Here is a 21200-nt window from a genome sequence, read left to right as displayed (position 1 = left end):
GCCGGCGGGTGCCGGCCTTTTGTCACGCGGAGTCCGCGGCGATCGTCAAGCGTGCGCCACGGCCTTCTTCGGCTCGCGCATGCAGTAGGCAGCATCAGCCTTCTTCGGCTCGCGCATGCAGTAGGCGGCGTCGGCCTTCTTCGGCTCGCGCATGCAGTAGGCGGCGTCGGCCTTCTTCGGCTCGCGCATGCAGTAGGCGGCATCAGCCTTCTTCGGCTCGCGCATGCAGTAGGCGGCATCGGCCTTCTTCGGCTCGCGCATGCAGTAGGCGGCATCGGCCTTCTTCGGCTCGCGCATGCAGTAGGCGGCATCAGCCTTCTTCGGCTCGCGCATGCAGTAGGCGGCATCAGCCTTCTTCGGCTCGCGCATGCAGTAGGCGGCATCGGCCTTCTTCGGCTCGCGCATGCAGTAGGCGGCGTCAGCCTTCTTCGGCTCGCGCATGCAGTAGGCAGCGTCGGCCTTCTTCGGCTCGCGCATGCAGTAGGCGGCATCGGCCTTCTTCGGCTCGCGCATGCAGTAGGCGGCATCGGCCTTCTTCGGCTCGCGCATGCAGTAGGCGGCGTCAGCCTTCTTCGGCTCGCGCATGCAGTAGGCGGCGTCAGCCTTCTTCGGCTCGCGCATGCAGTAGGCGGCATCGGCCTTCTTCGGCTCGCGCATGCAGTAGGCAGCGTCGGCCTTCTTCGGCTCGCGCATGCAATAGGCAGCGTCGGCCTGTTCCGGCTCGCGCATGCAGTACGCCGAAGCGTCCAGCGGCAGGTCTTCGCCGAACTCGCTGGCGTACAGCGCGTTCATCGACGCGGCGGCGTCTTCGTGCGCCTGGCGGTCTTCCTCGCCATGCAGGCCGAGGTAGGGATAGTGGTGCACGAACTCACCGAACACGCGCATGCAGTCGTCAGCGTACTTGCGGGTGTCGAGGATGTGGGCGTGCCAGAAATCGTCGATGTCTCGCGTGGGCGCAATGGCGCGGTCGGGATACTTCGCCAGCAGCTTCAGAAAGCGTTTGTAGCCGACTTCGATACGGTCGGCGTGCTCACGCGTCCAGCCATAGCCGTCCTCTTTGCAAGTCACCTTGAACTTGATTCGTTCCAGGTCCAACGCGTCGATACCCGCGAGGACGTGCTCGATCGGAAAGCCAGCGTTTTGAAGTTCCATTGTTTCTCCGGAAAGCTTGGATATGGGCACCGCAAGGCACCTATTGATGAAAGGACGGGATACGCCGCAGCGGTCAGGCTGCTACGGTCGGTCCCACCAGGTTACGCAGATCACGGGCCAGGAACCCGCTCATTTCTTCTGCGGGAATCGGTTTACTTAGGTAATACCCTTGGATCAGGTCACATCCCTGGGCGCGCAAGAAGCCCAACTGCTCCACCGTCTCGACCCCCTCCGCCACCACCTTCATGCGCAGTCGCTGTGCGAGGCCGACGATACCCGAAGTCAGTGACGCTGCATCCGCATCTCCTGGCAGGTCTTTGATGAAAGACCTGTCAATCTTCAGCGTGCTGAGCGGGAAGCGTTGCAGATAGGACAGTGACGAATAGCCGGTGCCGAAGTCGTCGATGGCCAGCGAGACACCCAGGGCCCGCACTTCTTGCAGCAGGCTGGCGGCGCGCGCCGGATTCTGCATCACACCGCTTTCGGTGATCTCCAATTCGAGCAGGCCGGGCTCCAGGCCGGAGTCGGCCAGGATCTGCGACACCTCGGTGGCCAGGTGTGGCAGGTTGAGCTGGCGCGGCGACAGGTTGACGCTGACTTGCACCGGCATGCCGGCATCGCGCCACATCACGGCGTCGCGGCAAGCGGTCTGCAGTGCCCAGCGGCCGAGGCTCTCGATCAGCCCGGTTTCTTCGGCGAGCGGGATGAACTGCGCGGGCGACACGGGGCCCAGCGTCGGGTGCTGCCAGCGCATCAGCGCCTCCACACCGGTGACGCTGCGCTTGCGCAGATCGAGCTTGGGCTGATAGACCAGCGAGATTTCGCCGCGCTCGAGCGCCCGGCGCAAGCTGCTCTGCAGCTCCAACTGGGCCTGCCCGTGGGCATTCATCTGCGACGAATAGAAGTGATAGGTGCTGCGGCCCCGGTCTTTGGCACGGTACATCGCCGTGTCGGCGTTCATCAGCAGCGTCTCGACGTCGTGGCCGTCCTCGGGATACACGCTGATGCCGATGCTGGCCGTCGCCGGCAGCTCGCGGTCGTTGACGACAAAGGGCTCGGCGCAGCGGGCCAGCAGCTTGGTGACCGGGCCCACGGCATCGGAGGCCTGGTTCAGGTCCTCCAGCACCAGCACGAACTCGTCACCACCGAAGCGGGCCACCGTGTCGGTGTCGCGCACCGATTCGGTCAGCCGGCGTGCGCAGGTGCGGAGCACGGCGTCACCGGCAGTGTGGCCAAGGCTGTCGTTGATGTATTTGAAGCGGTCGAGGTCGAGGAACAGCACCGCCAAGCGGGTGCGGTGGCGCGCGGCCCGCTTGATCGCCTGCGCGAGACGTTCGTGCAGCAGCGGACGGTTGGCCAGCCCGGTGAGCGGATCATGCGCGGCCAGGTGACGCAGCGCCTGCTCGGCTTCCTTGCGTTGCAAATACTGCGCGAGCTGGCTGGCCACCGACTCGGCGAAGCCCAGTACGTCGCGGTCGACCGGCACCGCGGAGCGGCTGAAGAATTCGAGCGCGGCAATCGTGCGTCGGGCGTTGACCGGGACCACCAGCGCCGTGCGCATGCCCGCATCGCGCGCAAGGCGCTCGCGTTCGTGCGTCGCCGGCGACGCCAGCACGGTGCGCCAGGACGATTCGCCCGAGGTCCACGCGGGGGCCAGCCCGGTGCCCAGCGGCGCACCGCTCCAGTTCGTCAGCTCGCCGGCGAAGCGGTCCAACGACAGGTCGGCAGCGCTGGTCCAGCTTTGCAACGCCCGCACCTGGCCGTCGTTCGACATCGTCCAGCAAACGGCCACGTCCCAACCCAGCAAGGCGGCGGTTCCGCCCAGCAGGTGCGACACGGCCGACTCGATCTCGCCGTCGGCGGCCAGGTGCCGTGCGATGTCGTGCGAGAGCTGCAGACGCAGCGCGGCGCGCTTGCGCGAGGTCTCGTCACGCACCGTGCCCCGCAGGGTCCTGCGGCCGTTCTCGTGGCAGCGCTCGAAGTTGGCGTGCACCCAGCGGCGGGTGCCGTCGGCCAACTGCAGCTGGTGCTCGACCTCGCTGGGGGTGGCGTACTCGCTCGCGCGGTCGACCGCCTCGCGCACCGCCTCACGGTCGTCGGACGGCACCAGCGCCAGCAATTGCGTCAGCCGCGGCTTCGGCGCGCCGGCGGTGAAGCCGTAGATGCGGCGTGCCTCGCGTGAACATTCGATCTCGCCGGTCTCCAAGTCCAGCACCCAGCTGCCGACCTTGGCCAGGCCCTGGGCTTCGGCCAGCCGCCGCTCGCTGGTGCGCAGGCTTTGCGTCATCTGGCGGGCCAGCGCCACCGCACGTCGCTGGGAGCCTGTCAACGACAGCAGCACGCCGGCCAGCAAGGCGCTGATGGTCACGCCACCGGCCAGGATGATGGCGGGCAGCGCACGCTGCAGCGGGTCAGCCACGTCGCTCGGGGTGGCCGAAGCCTCCACCAGCCACCAGCGGCCGCCGAGGGAGAACGCCTGCACGTGGCGCAGCAGTTGTTGCGCCTTGGCATCGCCGGCGGCAGCCTGCTGCTTGCCGGCCTCTGCCGCGGCCGGCAGGCGGTCGGGGTGCTCGGTGTCGAACAGCAGCTTGTCGTCGCGCAGCGCCTGCGCGGGCGATTGCAGCGAGCCCGGGTTCTGGGGGCCGCCGTCATAGAGGCGCAGCCGCAGGGCGGCGCCTTCGAGGTCGAGGCCGGACAGCATGGCCGTCACGCGCACGCCGGCGCCGACCGATCCGATGAAAGCCGCGCGGCGCTGCTCGAGACTGTCGATGGGCATGCCCACGCGGTAGACCGGCAGGCGCAGCGCCAGGCCGATGTGGGCCCCGGGCCCGGTGTTCTGGATGGTGCGCCCCGAGGAACCGAGGTGCCCGGAGTCGCGCATGCGCTCGAGCGCCTCGCGCACGCCCGGCACCGCGGCCATGTCCTTGCCGAGCACTTTTTCGTTGCCGTGCAGTGGCTCCACCAAGGTCAACGGGTGGTAACCCGCCGCTCGTTCGCCCGGCGGTGTGATGGCGAAGCGCTGCTGCAGGGCGGGCGCGAGCGCCGGGTCTTGCCGCACGGCGCTTTCGAACGCGAGCTTGTCTTCCGGCCGCACGTAGGGCGCGTAGCTCAGCACCTGGAAGCCGGGGTATTTGTGGGCCAGGTCGAGGGCTTCGGCATAACGACGGAAGCCGTCGCGCTGCACCTCGCCGGTATGGAACAGGGCCCGCAGGCCTTGCAGCACCTCGACGTAGGCGCCGAATCGCTTCTCGACCACCGAGCTGGCGTTGGTTGCCGCGTTGTCGAAGCGCAGTCGCGCGCTGCGTTCGTTCTCCTGGGCCGCCCAGCGGCTCAGACCGGCCGACAAGGCCACCCCGGCGAGGAGCACCACGCAGGGTACCCACCAAGCGCGCAGTCCGCCGGCCGCGGCCCCTTCGCCGGCGCTCGCACGCCGCCGCAACGTGAACCGCGCGCGCGCGGGCGGCGCCGCATCGGGCGCTCGCTCGGCCTCGTTCTCGATCTGTTGCTCGGGGGTGTACACGCGACGACTACCTGAAGGCTGAGACCCGACAGCACGTGCGAAGCCTTGTGTCGCTGCCCGGCAGGAGCCCGGGCGGTGCATGCAGGAGCCACCCCCTGCCGGTCCCGTCAATGTAGGAACGACGGCGTTTCCGGTCTGTAGGGTTTTCTCCAATGCCTGTGTGAGGCAGACGACATGGGTCAAGTAGGAACCGGAAGTGTGCGGGCGGCAGCCCCTTCCATTCGTGCACTGGTTCACGTTCTCGCCCGGTTCGCGTGTCCAACGCCGTCAAGTCGGCGCCGTTCCCGCCGCTTCCCTGCCGGCGCCCCCTCTGCAGACCCGCGCGTCGGTGGCCTGTCAGCGCGGCCCCCGGAATCGGGGGAGCCGCGAGATGTCGTGAACAAGTGAAGAATCTCTCACAGACTTCGGGAATGTCCACGCGTAAAGTAGGGACGGTCAATTTCGACTGGCGATGCCTCGGTTCAGCGTTTGCACAAGCCCCTTTCCTACACTGCCGGCCCCGGCGCGGGTTGGGCGCCTTCGGTGCTGGCCCTCAGCGACAACCGCGCGGCGCTGGCCTACATCGCCACCGCATGCCGGCGCTTCGAACCCCGGCTGCACTGGGTGGGCTGCACCTCGCCCGCCGAGGCGCTGACCGAGGTCGAGCGGCAGCCCATCGACCTGGTCGTGGTCGACCTGTACGCGGCTGCTTCGGCGCTGCTGCCGGTGGCGTCCGACCTGTGCGCCGCGTTGCCCGTTCACGCCGTCTTGCTGGTGGTGGGCAAGCCCGAGCACCCGGTGTTGCACGCACCCGTCCCCGCCACGGTCGATGCGGCCGTGGTCTGGAGCGACCTGTCGCCCTGGCTCGCGTCGGCGCTGCCTCGCGTGCGCTGCCGCGTCGAGCTGGCGGCGCTGCGCCTCGATCCGCCCCAGGAGACCACCGTACCGGCCGGTCTCGCAACCCTCTAGGGCCTGTTCACACGGGCCGGCCTCGCTCAGTGGGCCACCACGCCAGGCGCTTCGATCAGGGCCAGAAAAGCGTCGGCGGTCATCGGCCTGCCGAGGAAGTAGCCCTGCGCCTCGTGGCAGCCGTGGGCGCGCAAGAAGCTCAGCTGCTCCTCGTTTTCCACGCCTTCAGCCACCAGGCCGACCTGCAGCGTGTGCGCCATCGCGATCAGCGCTGCCGCCAGCCGGGAATCGTTCGGTGAGGCCGGCACGGCGTCGAGAAACGCGCGGTCGATCTTGAACTTGTCGACCGGCAGCTGGCGCAGGTAGGACATGCTCGAGTAGCCGACCCCGAAATCGTCGATGGCGATGCTGATGCCCAGCGCGCGCAGGCGTTCGAGCACGGCGGCGGTCGACAGCGGGTCGCGCACGATCGCGCTCTCGGTGATTTCGAGCTCCAGCGACTGCGGTGCCAGCCCGCTGAGCCGCAAGGCCTCGGCCACGTCGTCGGCCAGGTGGTCGGCCTCGATCTGGCGCGGCGACAAATTCACCGCCACCCGCAGCGGCCGCCCGCAGAGGCGCTCCCATTGCCGCGCTTGCCGGCAGGCCTCGAGCAACACCCAGCCGCCGATCGGGACGATCAGGCCGTTGTCCTCGGCCATCGAGATGAAGTCGGCCGGCGCCACCATGCCTTGCACCGGCCGGTCCCAGCGCAGCAGGGCCTCGGCGCCCACCAGCTGGCCGTTGGCACAGTCGAACTGCGGCTGGTAGTACACCCGCAGTTCGCCGCGCGCCAAGGCCTCGTGCAGGTCGTTTTCCATGCGCAGCCGCTCGGCCGAATCGCGCGTCATGCTCTCGTCGTACATGCAGACGGTGTTACGACCCTCGGCCTTCGCGTGGTACATCGCCGCGTCGGCCGCGCGCATCAGCGTCACCGGGTCGTCGCCGGCTTCGGGGTAGGCTGCCACGCCGATGCTGGGTGTCACCCGCAGCTCGTGCACACCCACCTGCATCGGCTCGCCCAAGGTCGAGATGATCTTGCGCGCCACCAGCTCGCAATCGTCCATGTGCGCGACCTTGGGCAGCAGCACCACGAACTCGTCGCCGCCCATGCGCGCAACCGTGTCCGACGCCCGCACCGCCGCGCGCAGCCGCTCGGCGACGATCTTGAGGATGCCGTCGCCGACATGGTGGCCGAGGGAATCGTTGATGTTCTTGAAGCGGTCGAGGTCGATGAACATCAGCGCCATGCAGTCCGCCTCGCGTTTGGCCCGAACCAGGGCCGCGCCCAAGCGCTCCTGCAGCAGCGCCCGGTTCGGAAGCCCGGTCAACGCGTCGTGGTGGGCCATGTGGTGGATGTGCTCCTCGGCGCGCTTGCGTTCGGTGATGTCGTAGGCGATGGTCATGTAGCCCACCGGCTCGCCCCGGTCGCTGGTCATCGAGCTGACCACCATCACCACCGGCACCCGCTGGCCGTCCTTGCGCACACAGGTCCATTCGCGTTCATCGGGGCGGCCGCGCCGGGCGCGAGCGACCAGGGCGTCGACCCCTGCGCCCACCGTTTCGCCCAGTTCGGCGCTGAGCTGGGCCGCCCGCAGCGCCAGTTCATGGCGCTCGTGGAAGATCTCCGGCGTGGCGCGCCCGACCAGTTCGTCGGCGCTGTAGCCCAGCAGGTTTTCCGCCGCCGGGTTGAGGGCCTGCACGACCCCGCGCAGGTCGGTCGCGACGATCGCGAACGGCGCGCTGTCATAGATGCTGCGACGCAGCGCATCGGCGCGCCGCAGCTGCCGCTGGGACTCTTCGAAGGCCAGTTCGGCGGCACGCCGCTCGCTGACGTCGCGCAACATGCCCACCAGGTGTCGCTCGCCGTCGAGCTGCACTTCGTTGATCGCCAGGTCGATCGGGAACAGGCTGCCGTCGCGGCGCAGCCCCACCAGTTCCAGCGTGCTGGCGTGTGCCAGCACCGCTTCGCCGGCGAGGTAGGCGCGCAGCAGCTCGCCGTGGCGCTGCATCTCGGCCGGCGGCATCAGCACGGTGACCTCGCGGCCGACCAACTCTGCCTCGGTGTAGCCGAACATGCGCACCGCCGCCGCGTTGATGCCGGCGATCCTGCCGCCACTGTCGACCGTGACGATGCCGTCCACCGTGCTGTCGATCACGTTGCGCAGGCGCGCCTCGCTCTCGCGCGCCTGCCGGCTCAGCCGCGCGGCCAACGCTTCGGCGCGCTGCCGCTGGTTCGCGAAGGCGCGCAAGGTGGCCCACAGCGCGACGCTGCCCGCCAGGGCTGCGAGCAGCACCGCCAGCGGCCCCGGCTGCGTCAGCGCGCGCACCGGCGCGCGCTGCAGCTCGACCTGCCACCACCGTCCGCCGCCCTGCGTCAGGTGGACACGGCGGTCCGCCGTGTCCACCGGCCCGGTGGGCTGGAACGACCCGGGCGTTGTGGCCATCTCGGCCGAGTCGAACAGCACCCGGGCGCCGCCCGCCTGGGACGCGACGTGACGGCCCAGATCGGTGACCCGCAGGTGGTAGCGGCGCAGCGGCAGTTGCGCCAGCACCGAGTGCAGCAGCCGTTCGTGGTCGGACAAGGTCGCCACCTGGCGGGCCTGGGTGGCCGCCACCAGTTCGAAGTTCGCGTTCTCGCGCTCGCGCACCACGACCGCGGCCGCCTGCCACGCGCCGACGCTCGCCAACGCGCCGCCGAGCAGCACGAGGTCGGCCAGACGGCGATAGCGCCGGGGCCGGCGCGTCGCCTCCACGGCGGCAGCAGGGAGGGCGGTGGTGTTCACGTCGGGGGTGTCGGCGGCGGTCGAAAGATCATCCCGCCATGCTAGTCCAATGAGACCGAAGAATCGGCTGTGCGCCGGTGTCTGCCGCGGGGCACAGGCGGCCCGACAGGCCGGCCGGACACCACGGGAGCGCGGGGCGGCGGCCCGGGCAGCGCTGTCTCACCGCTCGCGCATCGCGCGCGACAGCAGCAGCACCGGCAACAGCCCGACCAACACGATGGCCAGCGACGGCAAGGCCGCCTCGCCCAAACGCTCGTCCTTGGCCAGCTGATAGGCCACCACCGCGAGCGTGTCGCTGTTGAAGGGCCGCAACAGATAAGTGGCCGGCAGCTCCTTCATCACGTCGACGAAGACCAGCAGCGCGGCGGCGAGCGCCGAGCGGTGCAGCAGCGGCAGGTGCACCGAACGCAGCAGCTTCCAGCGTGGTGTGCCAAGCATGCGGGCCGACTCGTCCAGCGTCGGCGGGATGCGCGCATAGCCGGCCTCGACCGACTGCAAGGCGACCGCCGAAAAGCGCACCAGATAGGCATACATCAGACCGAACACGGTGCCGGTGACGAGGGCCGACGCGCCGCTGGCCGGCCACCACGCCTGCAGCCAGCCGGCCGGCAGCAAGATGCCCACCGAGATCACCGCGCCGGGAACCGCGTAACCCAGCGAGGCCACGCGCGCGGCGAGCCGCAGCCCCGGGCGCGGCCCGACCCGGAGCGCAAAGGCCAGCGCCAGTGCCAGCGCCGCCGCCAGCAGTGCCGCCAGTCCCGCCAGCTTGAAGCTGATCCAGCTCCACGCGGCAAAACGCGCCCACGGCAGGCCGAACTCGGCATGTTGCACTTCACCCCACAACAGGTTCAGCAACACCAGCACCGGCAGCACGAAGCCGAGCAGCACCGGCAGCGCACAAACACACCACGCGACGGCCGCCTGCGCACCGACCAGCGGCACCGGCCGCGCCTCATGGCCGTTGCGCCCGCCTGGCCGAGCGCTGGTGAAGCGCAGTCGCTGCTGGGCACGGCGCTCCATCCAGAGCAAGGCCGCGATGACGGCGAGCAACACCGTGGCCAACTGGGCGGCAGCGACCCGGTCGTCCATCGACAGCCAGGCCTTGTAGATGCCGGTGGTGAAGGTGTTGAGCCCGAAATAGGCGCCGACGCCGTAGTCGGCCAGCGTTTCCATCAGCGCCAGCGCGACCCCTGCGGCCAGCGCGGGGCGGGCCAGCGGCAGCGCCACCTGCCGCACCCGGCGCACCGTGCCGGCGCCGAGCAGGCGGGCGGCTTCCATCAAATGCACGCCACGCTCGGCGAGCGCGGTGCGGGTCAGCAAATACGCATAGGGATAGAGGCAGAAGATGAACATCGGCACCGCGCCGCCGAGGCTGCGCACGTCGGGCAGCAGCCGACCCTCCCAGCCGGTCAACGCGCGCAGCCCGGTTTGCAGCGGGCCGCTGTACTGCAGGAAATCGGTGTAGGCATACGCCATCACATAGGCCGGCATCGCCAGCGGCAGCAGCAAGGCCCACTCGAACACCCGGCGCCCGGGAAACTCGAACAAACTGACCGCCGCCGCCGTCACGCCGCCCACCGCCGCCACGCCGACCGCCACCCCCAGGCTCAGCAGAAAGGAGGTGCCGGCGTAGCTCGGCAGCACGGTCTGCAACTGGTGCCACAGCACGGCATGGCTGTCGGTGCTGGGCACCGCCCAGGAGCCGATCACGCCGAACACCGGCAGGGCAAGCAACAGGGTCAGAACGGTGATAACGCGCATGAAACAGGGGCCGCCGAAAGTAGCCACCGGCCCTGCGCTGCGGCATACCGGCAAAGAGTGCGAATGAGAAACGTAATCATTTGTTCTCGCGGCCGATATCATAGAGCGGTTCCCTCAACTGCTTTTTGGGCCCATGTTTCTCGAGATCGAGCACGTCGTCATCCGCTATCCCGGCAGTGCCACGGCGCGCGCCGCGGTGGAATCGGTGTCTTTGACTTTGCAGCCGGGTGAAATCGGCGTGCTGATCGGTCCTTCGGGCTGCGGCAAGACGTCGCTGCTGCGCGCCATTGCCGGGCTGGAGCGCATCGAGTCGGGCCGGGTGGCGATCGGCGGGCAGGCCTTGAGCGCCGTCTCGCCGCAGGGCGAGCGTGTTCACCTGCCGCCGGAGCGGCGCCAGATCGGCATGGTGTTCCAGGACTACGCGCTGTTTCCGCACCTGAGCGTGGCCGACAACGTGGCCTTCGGCATCGCCCACCTCGGCCGGCAGGACCGGCAGCGCCGCGTCACCGAAATGCTCGACCTGGTGGGTTTGGGCAGCGTTGCCGAGCGTTACCCGCACCAGTTGTCGGGCGGGCAGCAGCAGCGCATTGCGCTGGCGCGGGCGCTGGCCCCGCAGCCGCGCTTGCTGCTGCTCGACGAGCCGTTTTCCAACCTCGACGTGGACCTGCGCGAGCGCCTGGCGCAGGAGGTGCGCGCGATCCTGAAGCAGGCCTCGACGACCGCCCTGCTCGTCACGCACGACCAGATGGAAGCGTTCGCGGTCGGCGACGTGATCGGCGTCATGCAACACGGCCGCCTGGAGCAATGGGACGACGCGTATCACCTCTACCACCGCCCCGCGACCCGCTTCGTGGCCGATTTCATCGGCCACGGCGTGTTCACGCCGGCGCAGATCGTCTCGGCCGCCGACGGGCCGGTGGTGCGCACGCCGCTCGGCGACCTGGCCGACATCGCCGAGTGCCCGCTGCCCAACGCCTACCCGGGCGGCGAGTGTGAGGTGCTGCTGCGGGCGGACGACATCGTGCACGACGACGCCAGCCCCGTGAAAGCCCGAATCGAACGCAAGGCCTTCCGTGGTTCAGAATTCCTCTACACCTTGCGCCTTGCCAGCGGTGAGCAGGTACTCGCTCACGTGCCGTCGCACCACGATCATTCGCTGGGCGAATGGATCGGCATCCGCCCCGAGGTGGATCATGTCGTGACATTTCCCCGCGAAGCCGCGGCCTGAGGCCCTCGCCGCGTGAAACAGCATCGATCTGGCTGCAACTTTCCGGCCAATTGGGAGCTCAGAGCTAGGGGCCGGGTCCTATACTGAGGCCCACTTCTCTTCCTTCTTCTTGTCGATGAGGACCGCGCGCACATGAGTGCCAAACTGAAAATTGCCGGCTGGATCTCGCTTGGAGCGGTGGCGGGCGCCCTCGCCACGATGCAACTGCAGGCGACTGCCCGCAACGGGCTCACGCCCTTGCCATTGGAAGAGGTGCAGCAGTTGGCGGCCGTCTTCGGGATGGTGAAGTCCGACTATGTGGAGGCGGTCGACGAGAAAAAGCTCATCACCGACGCCATCAGCGGCATGGTGGCGGGCCTCGACCCGCATTCTCAGTACTTCGACAAGAAGACCTTCAAGGAATTCCGCGAAGGCACGACCGGGCGTTTCGTCGGGGTCGGCATCGAGATCGGCATGGAAGACGGCCTGGTCAAGGTGGTGACGCCGATCGAGGGGTCGCCTGCGTTCCGCGCCGGCTTGAAGAGCGGTGACCTGATCACCAAGATCGACGACACGGCAGTCAAGGGCCTGAGCATCGACCAGGCTGTCAAGCGCATGCGCGGCGAGCCCAACACCAAGGTGTTGCTGACGATCTTCCGCAAGGCGGAGAGCCGCACCTTCCCCGTCACGATCACCCGTGAAGAAATTCGCGTGCAGAGCGTGCGCGCCAAGGTGATCGAGCCGGGCTACGCCTGGCTGCGCGTGAGCCAGTTCCAGGACCGCACCGTCGACGACTTCGTGCGCAAGCTCGAAGAGCTGTACAAGCAGGACCCGGCGCTGAAGGGCATTGTGCTCGACCTGCGCAACGACCCGGGCGGCTTGCTCGAGGGCGCGGTGGCGATCGCCGCGGCGTTCTTGCCACGCGACGTGCCGGTGGTGTCCACCAACGGCCAGATCGCGGAGTCGAAGGCGGTGTTCAAGGCCAGCCCTGACTACTATGTGCGGCGCGGCGGCGGTGACCCGCTCAAGCGTCTGCCCGACGCGGTCAAGAACGTGCCGCTGGTGGTGCTGGTCAACGAAGGCTCGGCGTCGGCCAGCGAAATCGTCGCCGGCGCGCTGCAGGACCACAAGCGGGCGGTGATCATGGGCTCGCAGACCTTCGGCAAGGGCTCGGTGCAGACCGTGCGCCAGCTGACGCCCGACACGGCGCTGAAGCTGACGACGGCGCGCTACTACACGCCGAGCGGCCGCTCGATCCAGGCCAAGGGCATCGTGCCCGACGTGATGCTCGACGAAACGGCCGAGGGCAACCTGTATTCGGCGTTGCGCATGCGCGAGGCCGATCTACAGAAGCATTTGGGCGGCGGTTCGGAGAAAGAGAAGGAAGAGAAAGACCCGGCGCGCGAAAAGGCCCGCGAGGAGGCGATGAAGCGCCTCGAGGAAGAAGCCGCGAAGGCGGCCAGCAAGCCGCCGGCGAAGCCGCTGCCCGAGTTCGGCAGCGAAGAAGACTTCCAACTGCAGCAGGCCCTGAATCGGTTGAAGGGCAAGACGGTGCTGGTGTCGAAGACGCAGACCGAGCGCAAGCCCGAAGAGTCCAAGGAAAACTGATCGGCGATCTTCACCGGTTCGCTGAAATGACAAACGCCCGCCTTGTGCGGGCGTTTGCTTTTGGTGGCCGGTGGTTCCGCGCTTCAAGTTTTTCCAGCAACGGCCGATATCCGCCGATTGGGCAGCCGTGCCCCGCGACGTCGGAGCGACCTTGCGGGCCGGCCGCCCGCCTGTGACTTGGAGCGCCTCTGTCCATGCGGACGACCATCGAATTGCCGTTTTCGCCCGGCCGGGAGCGGCGATGCCGCCCTGCCCGCGGCTTACCTGTCCCTGGAAGGCAATGATGCCGCTGGTTGAAGCGTCCCGTACGCCGCGGTCCATCCTGCGCGGCATGAGCGCCCAACGCGATCCCGAGCGCGCCGCCGCCGAGCTGTTCGAGCAGATCTGGCAGCCGGGGCTGGCCCTGGCGGTGGTGTTCTGCTCGCCCGGCTACGACCGAGAGCGACTGGCGCGGGCCTTGCGCGAGCGTTTCGGCGCCACGCCGTTGATCGGTTGCACCACCGCCGCGGAGATCGGGCCGCTCGGCTACAGCACCGGCACCCTGACCGGTTTCAGCCTCTCCTCGCGCGAATTCAGCGTCTCGGTGCACGTCATCGACCACTTGCAGGGCTACCGGTCGACCGATGGACAGGCCATCGTGGACGGCATGCTGGGCGAACTGAGCGCGCAAGGTGTGATGCCGTCGCGCGACAACACCTTCGGCATGCTCCTGATCGACGGTAACTGCCAGCGTGAGGAACGCGTCGCCCACTCGCTACACACCGCGCTGGGCGACATCGAGCTGTTCGGGGGGTCTGCTGGCGACGGCCTGGAAGTGGGAAAGAACCCGTATGTCCTGCACGGTGGCGGTTTCCACCGTGACCGCGCGGTGTTCGTGCTGGTGTCGACGGCCCATCCCTTCGTGGTCTTCAAGACCGACAGCTTTCTGCCGACCCCCACCCGCATGGTGATCACCGAGGCCCGACCGGAGGAACGCAAGGTCCTCGAAATCAACGGCGAGCGGGCGGCACTCGAATACGCCCGGCAGGTCGGCATCGCGGTCGAGCAGCTGGACATCACCGTCTTCGCGCGCCATCCCATCGGCGTGATGCGCGGCGGCGAGTTCTATCCGCGCACCATCGTCTGGATCGAGGACGACCTGAGCCTGACCTTCGGCTGCGCGATCGACGCCGGGGTGGTGCTGGCCACCGCGCAGCCCACCGACCCCATCCAGGCCTTGTCGCAGCGCCTCGACGCCCTCCGGCAGCGTGTCGGCACGCCCGAGCTGCTGATCGCTTGCGACTGCATGTGCCGCTATCACGCGATGGAGGACCAGGGTGTCACAGGGCAAGCCGGCGAGCTGCTCGCCGCGCACGGCGCTGTGGGGTTCAGCACCTATGGGGAGCAGTACAACTCGATGCACATCAACCAGGCGCTGACCGGGGTGGCGATCGGTCGGAAAGCAGTGCTTTAGCCTCCAGTCTCAAAGAGAGGCGCCGAGCGGTGCAGAGCATCGCTCGTCCTCTCCCCCGCGCGTTGCGCCAGTCGGCGGCGGGGACTGCCTGAGCTCCCCGTTTGAAGAGCGCGAAGGCGCCTTCAAAGAGATGCCGGTGCTTCTGTCGTGGTCCAGTTTTTTCGGACACGCCGATAGGTAAAAACGTGGTTTATAGGGTGGCCGCCATCAATTGCTCGTGAACGACCGGGGAGCGGTAGCCGAGCGTGGAGTGCAAGCGCACGCAGTTGTAAAAGCCGACGATGTAGTCGGCGATGTCAGCCATTGCCTCGGCGTGGTTCGCGTAGTCGCGTAGCCAGACGCGCTCCATCTTCAAGTTGAGGAAAAAGCGCTCGATGACGGCGTTGTCCCAACAGTTGCCTTTGCGGCTCATGCTGCCCAGCAGCCCGTGGCGGGCCAGCAACTCTGTATGGACCTGGCTGGCGTATTGGCTGCCTCTGTCGGTGTGCACGAGCAAGCCCGGCGCAGGTTGGCGGCTTGCGATGGCCATACGCAGGGCCGCACAGACCAGCTGAGCAGACATGTCCGCGGCCATGGCCCAGCCTACGATCTTGCGGGAGAACAGGTCCATCACCGCGGCTAAATACAGCCAGCCGCTGCGCGTTCGAATGTAGGTAATGTCACCCGCCCAAGCCCTGTCCGGCGCCTCAGGCCTGAACCGCCGGGCAAGCACATTGGCTGCAACCGGCAGCTCGTGCCGGCTGTCGGTGGTGGGGACGAACTTGCGCCGCCAGCGGGGGCGCAGTCGGTGGTGCCGCATTAGCGTGCGAGCGCGCTGGCGCCCCACGGCCCATCCCTGAGCCTTCAGCGCGGCGCTCAGCCGACGGCTGCCGTAGCTGCGTCCGCTGGCCTCAAATGCGGCCTTGGCGCACGCGCCCACCGGGCACACCGCGGCGTCTTGGGCTGCGCGGCGGCGCGCCGCGTAGAAGCCCGAGCGGCTGATTCCCAGCAGCCGGCACAGCTGGCTGATGCAGGCCTTCCCCTCCTGCTGCACGATCTGATGAATCACTTCAGTTCGCGGGCGAAGAAGGCCGAGACTTTTTTTAGCAGTTCGTTGTCCGACTTCGCCTGCCGCAGCTCAGCCTCCAACTGCCGTATGCGCTGTTGCTCCGGCGTCAGCGGCCGGCCGATGCCGCTGCCTCCTGCCTGTTCCTCGTCATACTGCGCCACCCAACGCCGCACGGCGCTGTCCACCAGGCTCATGTCGCGGCACACCTGCCCGACACTCAGCCCTTGTTCTCGAATCATCTTCACGACTTGCAGCTTGAATGCCGCGTCGAAGGTTCGCCGGGTCGTCTTGCTCATCTCTGTTTGGTCCTCTTCGGGGTGAATCCCCTATCAAGGTGTCCATCAAGATTGGACCACGACACCTCCCCCTCCCGTGTGCGGCGGCGAGGAGCGCAGCGACGGGAAGGTTGCCCCGCGCGGTACGCGCGGGGTCGGCGAGGACTGTTTGAGCTCCGTTTGAAGAGCGCGTAGGCGCTCTTCAAAAAGGGCGAGTTCCGCAGCCGCCTTCCCGTCGCGAGCACCGCAGAGCACCCCTTCGCGCAGCGAAGGGGCGCCGCACCCGGGTCGCCTTTCTTTGCCTACTTTCTTTGGCGACGCAAAGAAAGTAGGTGCGCCGCCGGGCGCACCTCCCGGCACCGCCCGAAGGGCGCTCGCCCCGCAGGGGCGATACCACGCACCGCCAACCAGCCAACCAGCCAACCAGCCACCGAGCAGCGAAACCAAGAGCACCCCAACCCCACCCCACTCTTGGTTATCCTCCCCCCCATGAACGACGACCAGCTCCTCCGCTACAGCCGCCACCTCCTCCTCAACGAACTCGGCGTCGAAGGCCAGGAGCGCATCCTCGCCGGCCATGCGTTGATCATCGGCGCCGGCGGTCTGGGCTCACCCGCCGCCCTCTACCTCGGCACCGCCGGCATCGGCACCCTCACCGTGGTCGACAACGACACCGTCGACCTCACCAACCTGCAGCGCCAGATCATCCACGACATGTCGCGCCTGCACACCGCCAAAGCCGAGTCGGCCGCCCGCAGCATCGCCGCCATCAACCCCGACGTGCGCGTGCGCCCCATCGAGCGCCACGCCGACCCCACCCTGCTCGACGAACTGGTGCGAGAAGCCGACGTGGTGCTCGACTGCTGCGACAACTTCGCCACCCGCCACAGCGTCAACCTCGCCTGCGTGCGCCACCGCAAACCGCTCGTCAGCGGCGCCGCCATCCGCTTCGACGGCCAGGTCAGCGTCTACGACGTGCGCAACAGCCGCTCGCCCTGCTACGCCTGCGTGTTCCCGCCCGACCAGCAGTTCGACGAGGTGCGGTGCGCCACGATGGGCGTGTTTGCGCCGCTGGTGGGCATCGTCGGCGCCGTGCAGGCAGCCGAAGCACTCAAGCTGGTCGCCGGCCTCGACGTGTCCTCCTTGTGCGGCCGCCTGCAGATGCTCGACGCCCTCACCATGAGCTGGAACGAGATCGTCGTGAGCCGCCAACCGGCCTGCCCCGTCTGCCGCCCCCACCGGCCCCCCCTCGCGTGACACCGCCCCACCCGCCAGAGGCCGCCGCGGTAACCATTTGCAGCGGTAGGGTGGCCCCGAGGTGAGCGGGGGCCGTGGTGGGCTAAGCTCGTACCTCATGAACATCAGTGGTGTATTGCATGGATGACAAGCGTCAGAACCTGACCGCACGCAATTTCCCGTCTGCCCAGGAAGACGCGGCCGCCGCCACCGAGCTGCCGCGCTACGGTGGCCCCGAGAGCGCCTACCGGCTGGCGTTCAGCGACGCCGAGTTCCTGCTGCGCGACGAACTGCGCCCGGTGCGCATGCAGCTCGAGCTGCTCAAACCCGAGCTGATCCAGCGCGAACACAATGTCGAGACCACCGTGGTGATCTTCGGCAGCGCGCGCATCCCGCCGCGCGACGTGGCGGCCGAGTTGTTGGAACAGGCGCGCCAGGGCGGTGACCCGGTGCTGATCCGGCATGCCGAACACCGGCTGCGCATGTCGCACTACTACGAGGAAGCGCGCCGCTTCGCCCACCTGGCGACCGAGGCCTCCAAACACATGAACCCGCCGCTGTACGTCGTCACCGGCGGCGGCCCGGGCATCATGGAGGCCGGCAACCGCGGCGCCTTCGAAGCGGGCGGCAAGAGCATCGGCCTCAACATCGTGCTGCCGCACGAACAAGAGCCCAACCCCTACGTCACGCCGGAGCTGTGCTTCCTGTTCCACTACTTCGGCCTGCGCAAGATGCACTTCCTGATGCGCTCGATCGCGCTGGTGTGCTTCCCCGGCGGCTTCGGCACGATGGACGAGCTGTTCGAGGTGCTGACCCTGATCCAGACCGGCAAGTGCCGCAAACGGCCGGTGCTGCTGTTCGGCCGTGAGTTCTGGACGCGCTTGATCAATTTCGAGGTGCTCATCGACGCTGGCATGATTTCGCCTGAAGACGTCAACCTGTTCCGCTATGTCGAGACCGCCGACGAAGCGTGGCAGGCTGTCTGCGCCGCCTATGAACTGGAAGCGTCGACAGGCTCCGGCACGCTGCCGGAAGACGTCTGACGCAGGCCCCTCGAGAGATCGACGGACGGACGGACGAATAAAACATCGACAACCTTGGCAGCAGACCCCCTACCTGTTGAGCGAGACCCTATGCCTATCCCTGTCAGCCTGATCGGCGCGCCCACCGATGTCGGTGCCGGCGCCCGCGGTGTCTCCATGGGGCCAGAAGCCCTGCGTGTGGCCGGTTTGCACCCGACCCTCGAGGCACTCGACTGTGTGGTGCAAGACCGCGGCAACCTGGTCGGCCCGCCCAACCCCTGGCAGCCGGCCAGCAACGGCTACCGGCACCTGAGCGAGGTGGTGGCCTGGAACACCGCCGTCCACGACGCGGTGTACGCCGAACTGGGCCTCGGCCGGCTGCCCATCCTGCTGGGCGGCGACCATTGCCTGGGCATCGGCTCGATCAGCGCGGTGGCGCGCCACTGCCGGGAGCAGGGCAAGAAGCTGCGGGTGCTGTGGCTCGACGCCCACGCCGACTTCAACACCAGCCTGCTGACGCCCAGCGGCAACATCCATGGCATGCCGGTCGCGTGCCTGTGCGGCCATGGGCCCGACGCGCTCGTCAACATCGGCGGCACCGGGCCCTGGATCTCACCGCAGGCGGTGCGCCAGATCGGCATCCGCAGCGTCGACGAAGGCGAAAAGCGTTTTGTCCACGAAATGGGGCTGGAAGTCTTCGACATGCGCTACATCGACGAGATGGGCATGCGCCACACGATGGAGCTGGCGCTGGCGATGATCGACAGCAACACCCACCTGCACGTCAGCTTCGATGTCGACTTCCTCGACCCCGACGTGGCCCCGGGTGTGGGCACCACGGTACGGGGCGGCCCGACCTACCGCGAAGCGCAGCTGTGCATGGAGATGATCGCCGACTGCGGCCGCATGGCGTCGCTCGACGTGATGGAGCTGAACCCCGCACTCGACGTGCGCAACCAGACGGCGGAAGTGGCGGTCGACCTGATCGCCAGCCTGTTCGGCAAGTCCACGCTGATGCGGCGCTGACCGATGCGCCGCCCGCTGCCCGTCAGCACGGCTGTTGCTGCTGCTGCCGCCTGCTTGTTGCCGCTCGCCTGTGCCGCCCAGACCGCGGCAACGCCGTCATCATCGGCCCACGCATTGGAACCGGTGGTCGTGACCGGCTCGCGCGTCGAGGCTCGCGTCTTCGACACGCCCTACGCGATCACCGTGATCGACGCCGCCACCTTGCGCACCGCGGGCCCGATGGTTCACCTCTCGGAGGCCCTGACGCGTGTGCCGGGTCTGCTGGTGCAGAACCGCCAGAACTTCGCGCAGGACCTGCAGATCAGCTCGCGCGGCTTCGGCGCGCGCTCGACGTTCGGCGTGCGCGGTGTGCGGCTGTACACCGACGGCATCCCGGCCACCATGCCCGACGGCTCGGGCCAGGTCAGCCATTTCGACCTCGCCGGCGCCCAGCGCATCGAGGTGCTGCGCGGCCCGTTCTCGGCGCTCTATGGCAACAGCTCGGGGGGCGTCATCGCACTGGTCACCGCGCCGCCCCGCGAGCGGCGAGGTGTGGTCGCCGTCGATGCGGGCAGTGACGGCAGCGGTCAGCTGCGGGCCGGCTTCGAAACGCCGCTGGACGGCGGCTGGAATGTGCGCGCGGGGGTGGCGGGCTACACCACCGACGGCCCACGCCCGCACAGCGAGGCGCGCCGCATGCTGGGCAACCTGCGGCTCGGGTGGCAAGGCGAGCGTGACAGCGTCACACTGCACGCCAACCTGCTCGACCAGCCCGCCGACGACCCGCTGGGCCTGACCCGGGCGCAGTTCGACCAAAACCCGGACCAGACCACACCGCAGGCCGAGGCCTTCGACACGCGCAAGACTGCCGAGCAGCAGCAACTGGGCCTCAGCTGGCGACGTCGGTTCGACGCTAGCGCCCTGAAAGAGACGACGCTGAGCGCCTATCTGGGGCACCGCGAGGTGACCCAGTGGCAGGCCATCCCGGTCAGCGCGCAGCAGTCAACCGAGCCGCCCGACGCGGCATGCGCGCCACTCTGCCCCCCTGGCGGTGTGATTGACCTTTCGCGCGACTACCACGGCTTCGATGCCCGCGGCGTGTGGCGCTGGCAGGCGGTCCAGCTGATCGCCGGGGCAGCACACGAGCGGCAGCAAGACACCCGTCGCGGCTACGAAAACTTCACCGGCAGCGGCCCAGACCAGCGGCTCGGCGTCACCGGCGCCTTGCGCCGCGACGAAGGCAACACGGCCACCAGCAACGACGTCTACGCCCAGGCCGAGCTGACGCTGGCCGAGACCCTGGTCGCCACGCTCGGCGCCCGGCACGGCCAGGTGCGGATGTCGTCGTCCGACCACTACCTGGTCAACGGCGACGACAGCGGCGAACGCCGCTTTCGCTACACCAACCCGGTGGCCGGCCTGCAATGGCGCGCCACCCCCACCCTCAACCTCTACGCCAGCGCCGGGCGCGGCTTCGAGTCGCCCACCTTGAACGAGCTGGCCTACCGGCCCGACGGGGCCGCCGGCTTCAACACCTCATTGCAGGCCCAACGCAGCCGGCAGTTCGAACTCGGCGTCAAGTGGCGCGGCCCGACGCCGCAGCTGGCGGTCGACGTCGCGCTGTTCCGCGCCACCACCGACGACGAAATCGCAGTGCGCAGCAACACCGGCGGCCGCTCGGTGTTCGGCAATGTCGGCCGCACGCGGCGCCAAGGTGCCGAACTGGGCCTGCAGTGGCGCTGGTCGGCAGCCTGGCGCACCCAGGCCGCGCTGACCTGGCTCGACGCCACCTACCGCGACGACTTCGTCCCCGGCGTTCCCGCTCAAGCCGGCAAGCGCATCGCCGGCACCACACCGCGCAGCGCCTTCGTCGACCTGGCATGGCACGGCGCCGGCCCGGGCCGCGAGGTGGCGCTCGAATGGCGCGGCCAAGGGCGCATGCCGGTCAACGACGTCAACAGCGACTTCGCCGCCGGTTATGGCGTGTGGGCGCTGCGTGCGTCCTACGCGTTGGCCGGGGCGGCCGACAAGGGCGTCCGGCTGTTCGCGCGCATCGACAACCTCGCCGACCGGCGTTACGCCGGCAGCGTCATCGTCAACGAAAGCAACGGCCGATTCTTCGAGCCAGCGCCGGGCCGCACCTGGTGGGCCGGCCTCGAATGGTCGTTGTGAGCGCCGCAAGGCGTGGGCCTTGCACACCGGC

At 68.5% G+C, this 21200-nt stretch carries 13 protein-coding genes; 8 read left to right on the top strand and 5 right to left on the bottom strand.

Features of this window, described 5'->3' with window-relative positions:
* Window positions 1-45 precede the first annotated feature (45 nt).
* Both AAW51_RS29745 and AAW51_RS06400 read right to left on the bottom strand, forming a co-directional pair.
* Window positions 46-1152, bottom strand: a complete 1107-nt coding sequence (locus tag AAW51_RS29745; protein ID WP_053013383.1) for a glycine-rich domain-containing protein — start codon at window positions 1150-1152, stop codon at window positions 46-48.
* Between the two features lie 73 nt (window positions 1153-1225).
* A complete protein-coding gene (locus AAW51_RS06400; protein ID WP_053013382.1) occupies window positions 1226-4672 on the bottom strand; it encodes a bifunctional diguanylate cyclase/phosphodiesterase in 3447 nt (1148 codons plus the stop codon).
* Between the two features lie 468 nt (window positions 4673-5140).
* Between AAW51_RS06400 and AAW51_RS06395 the strand changes: the two genes are divergently transcribed.
* A complete protein-coding gene (locus tag AAW51_RS06395; RefSeq protein WP_047193940.1) occupies window positions 5141-5620 on the top strand; it encodes a response regulator in 480 nt (159 codons plus the stop codon).
* Between the two features lie 26 nt (window positions 5621-5646).
* On the opposite strand, the gene AAW51_RS27915 is transcribed toward AAW51_RS06395, so the two are convergent.
* Both AAW51_RS27915 and AAW51_RS06385 read right to left on the bottom strand, forming a co-directional pair.
* Window positions 5647-8382: a putative bifunctional diguanylate cyclase/phosphodiesterase gene (locus tag AAW51_RS27915; RefSeq protein WP_053013381.1), complete on the bottom strand. Its 2736-nt coding sequence runs from the start codon at window positions 8380-8382 to the stop codon at window positions 5647-5649.
* Between the two features lie 159 nt (window positions 8383-8541).
* A complete protein-coding gene (locus AAW51_RS06385) occupies window positions 8542-10143 on the bottom strand; it encodes an ABC transporter permease (protein ID WP_047193939.1) in 1602 nt (533 codons plus the stop codon).
* A 133-nt stretch (window positions 10144-10276) separates the two neighbouring features.
* On the opposite strand from AAW51_RS06385, the gene AAW51_RS06380 reads away from it, so the two are divergent.
* The 3 genes from AAW51_RS06380 to AAW51_RS06370 all read left to right on the top strand — a co-directional run bounded on the left by AAW51_RS06380 (window position 10277) and on the right by AAW51_RS06370 (window position 14411).
* Window positions 10277-11371, top strand: a complete 1095-nt coding sequence (locus tag AAW51_RS06380; RefSeq protein ID WP_047193938.1) for an ABC transporter ATP-binding protein — start codon at window positions 10277-10279, stop codon at window positions 11369-11371.
* A 132-nt stretch (window positions 11372-11503) separates the two neighbouring features.
* Window positions 11504-12958, top strand: a complete 1455-nt coding sequence (locus AAW51_RS06375) for a S41 family peptidase (protein ID WP_047193937.1) — start codon at window positions 11504-11506, stop codon at window positions 12956-12958.
* A 280-nt stretch (window positions 12959-13238) separates the two neighbouring features.
* Window positions 13239-14411: an FIST N-terminal domain-containing protein gene (locus AAW51_RS06370; RefSeq protein ID WP_053013380.1), complete on the top strand. Its 1173-nt coding sequence runs from the start codon at window positions 13239-13241 to the stop codon at window positions 14409-14411.
* A 190-nt stretch (window positions 14412-14601) separates the two neighbouring features.
* Here AAW51_RS06370 and AAW51_RS06365 read toward each other — a convergent pair.
* Window positions 14602-15755 (bottom strand): IS3 family transposase gene (locus AAW51_RS06365; protein ID WP_157359637.1). Its coding sequence is split into 2 segments (ribosomal slippage): window positions 14602-15497 and window positions 15497-15755, totalling 1155 coding nucleotides; the frame shifts between segments, so codons are not numbered across the junction.
* 468 nt (window positions 15756-16223) lie between these two features.
* Between AAW51_RS06365 and AAW51_RS06355 the strand changes: the two genes are divergently transcribed.
* From AAW51_RS06355 to AAW51_RS06340, 4 genes are all read left to right on the top strand, one after another.
* The gene (locus AAW51_RS06355) at window positions 16224-16991 is read left to right on the top strand and encodes a HesA/MoeB/ThiF family protein (protein ID WP_047193934.1); all 768 of its coding nucleotides are present in this window, start codon (window positions 16224-16226) and stop codon (window positions 16989-16991) included.
* A 119-nt stretch (window positions 16992-17110) separates the two neighbouring features.
* Entirely contained in the window at window positions 17111-18013 is a 903-nt protein-coding gene (locus AAW51_RS06350) for an LOG family protein (protein ID WP_047193933.1), read from the top strand.
* Window positions 18014-18103: 90 nt separating this feature from the next.
* On the top strand, window positions 18104-19018 hold the full coding sequence (rocF, locus tag AAW51_RS06345) for an arginase (protein ID WP_047193932.1): 915 nt from the start codon (window positions 18104-18106) through the stop codon (window positions 19016-19018).
* A gap of 3 nt (window positions 19019-19021) precedes the next feature.
* A complete protein-coding gene (locus AAW51_RS06340) occupies window positions 19022-21169 on the top strand; it encodes a TonB-dependent receptor family protein (RefSeq protein WP_047193931.1) in 2148 nt (715 codons plus the stop codon).
* The last annotated feature ends 31 nt before the right edge of the window (window positions 21170-21200 follow it).

Origin of the sequence: Caldimonas brevitalea (assembly GCF_001017435.1) — a bacterium.
Taxonomy (GTDB): Bacteria; Pseudomonadota; Gammaproteobacteria; order Burkholderiales; family Burkholderiaceae_C; genus Caldimonas; species Caldimonas brevitalea.
This window is presented reverse-complemented; position numbering and strand designations above follow the sequence as displayed.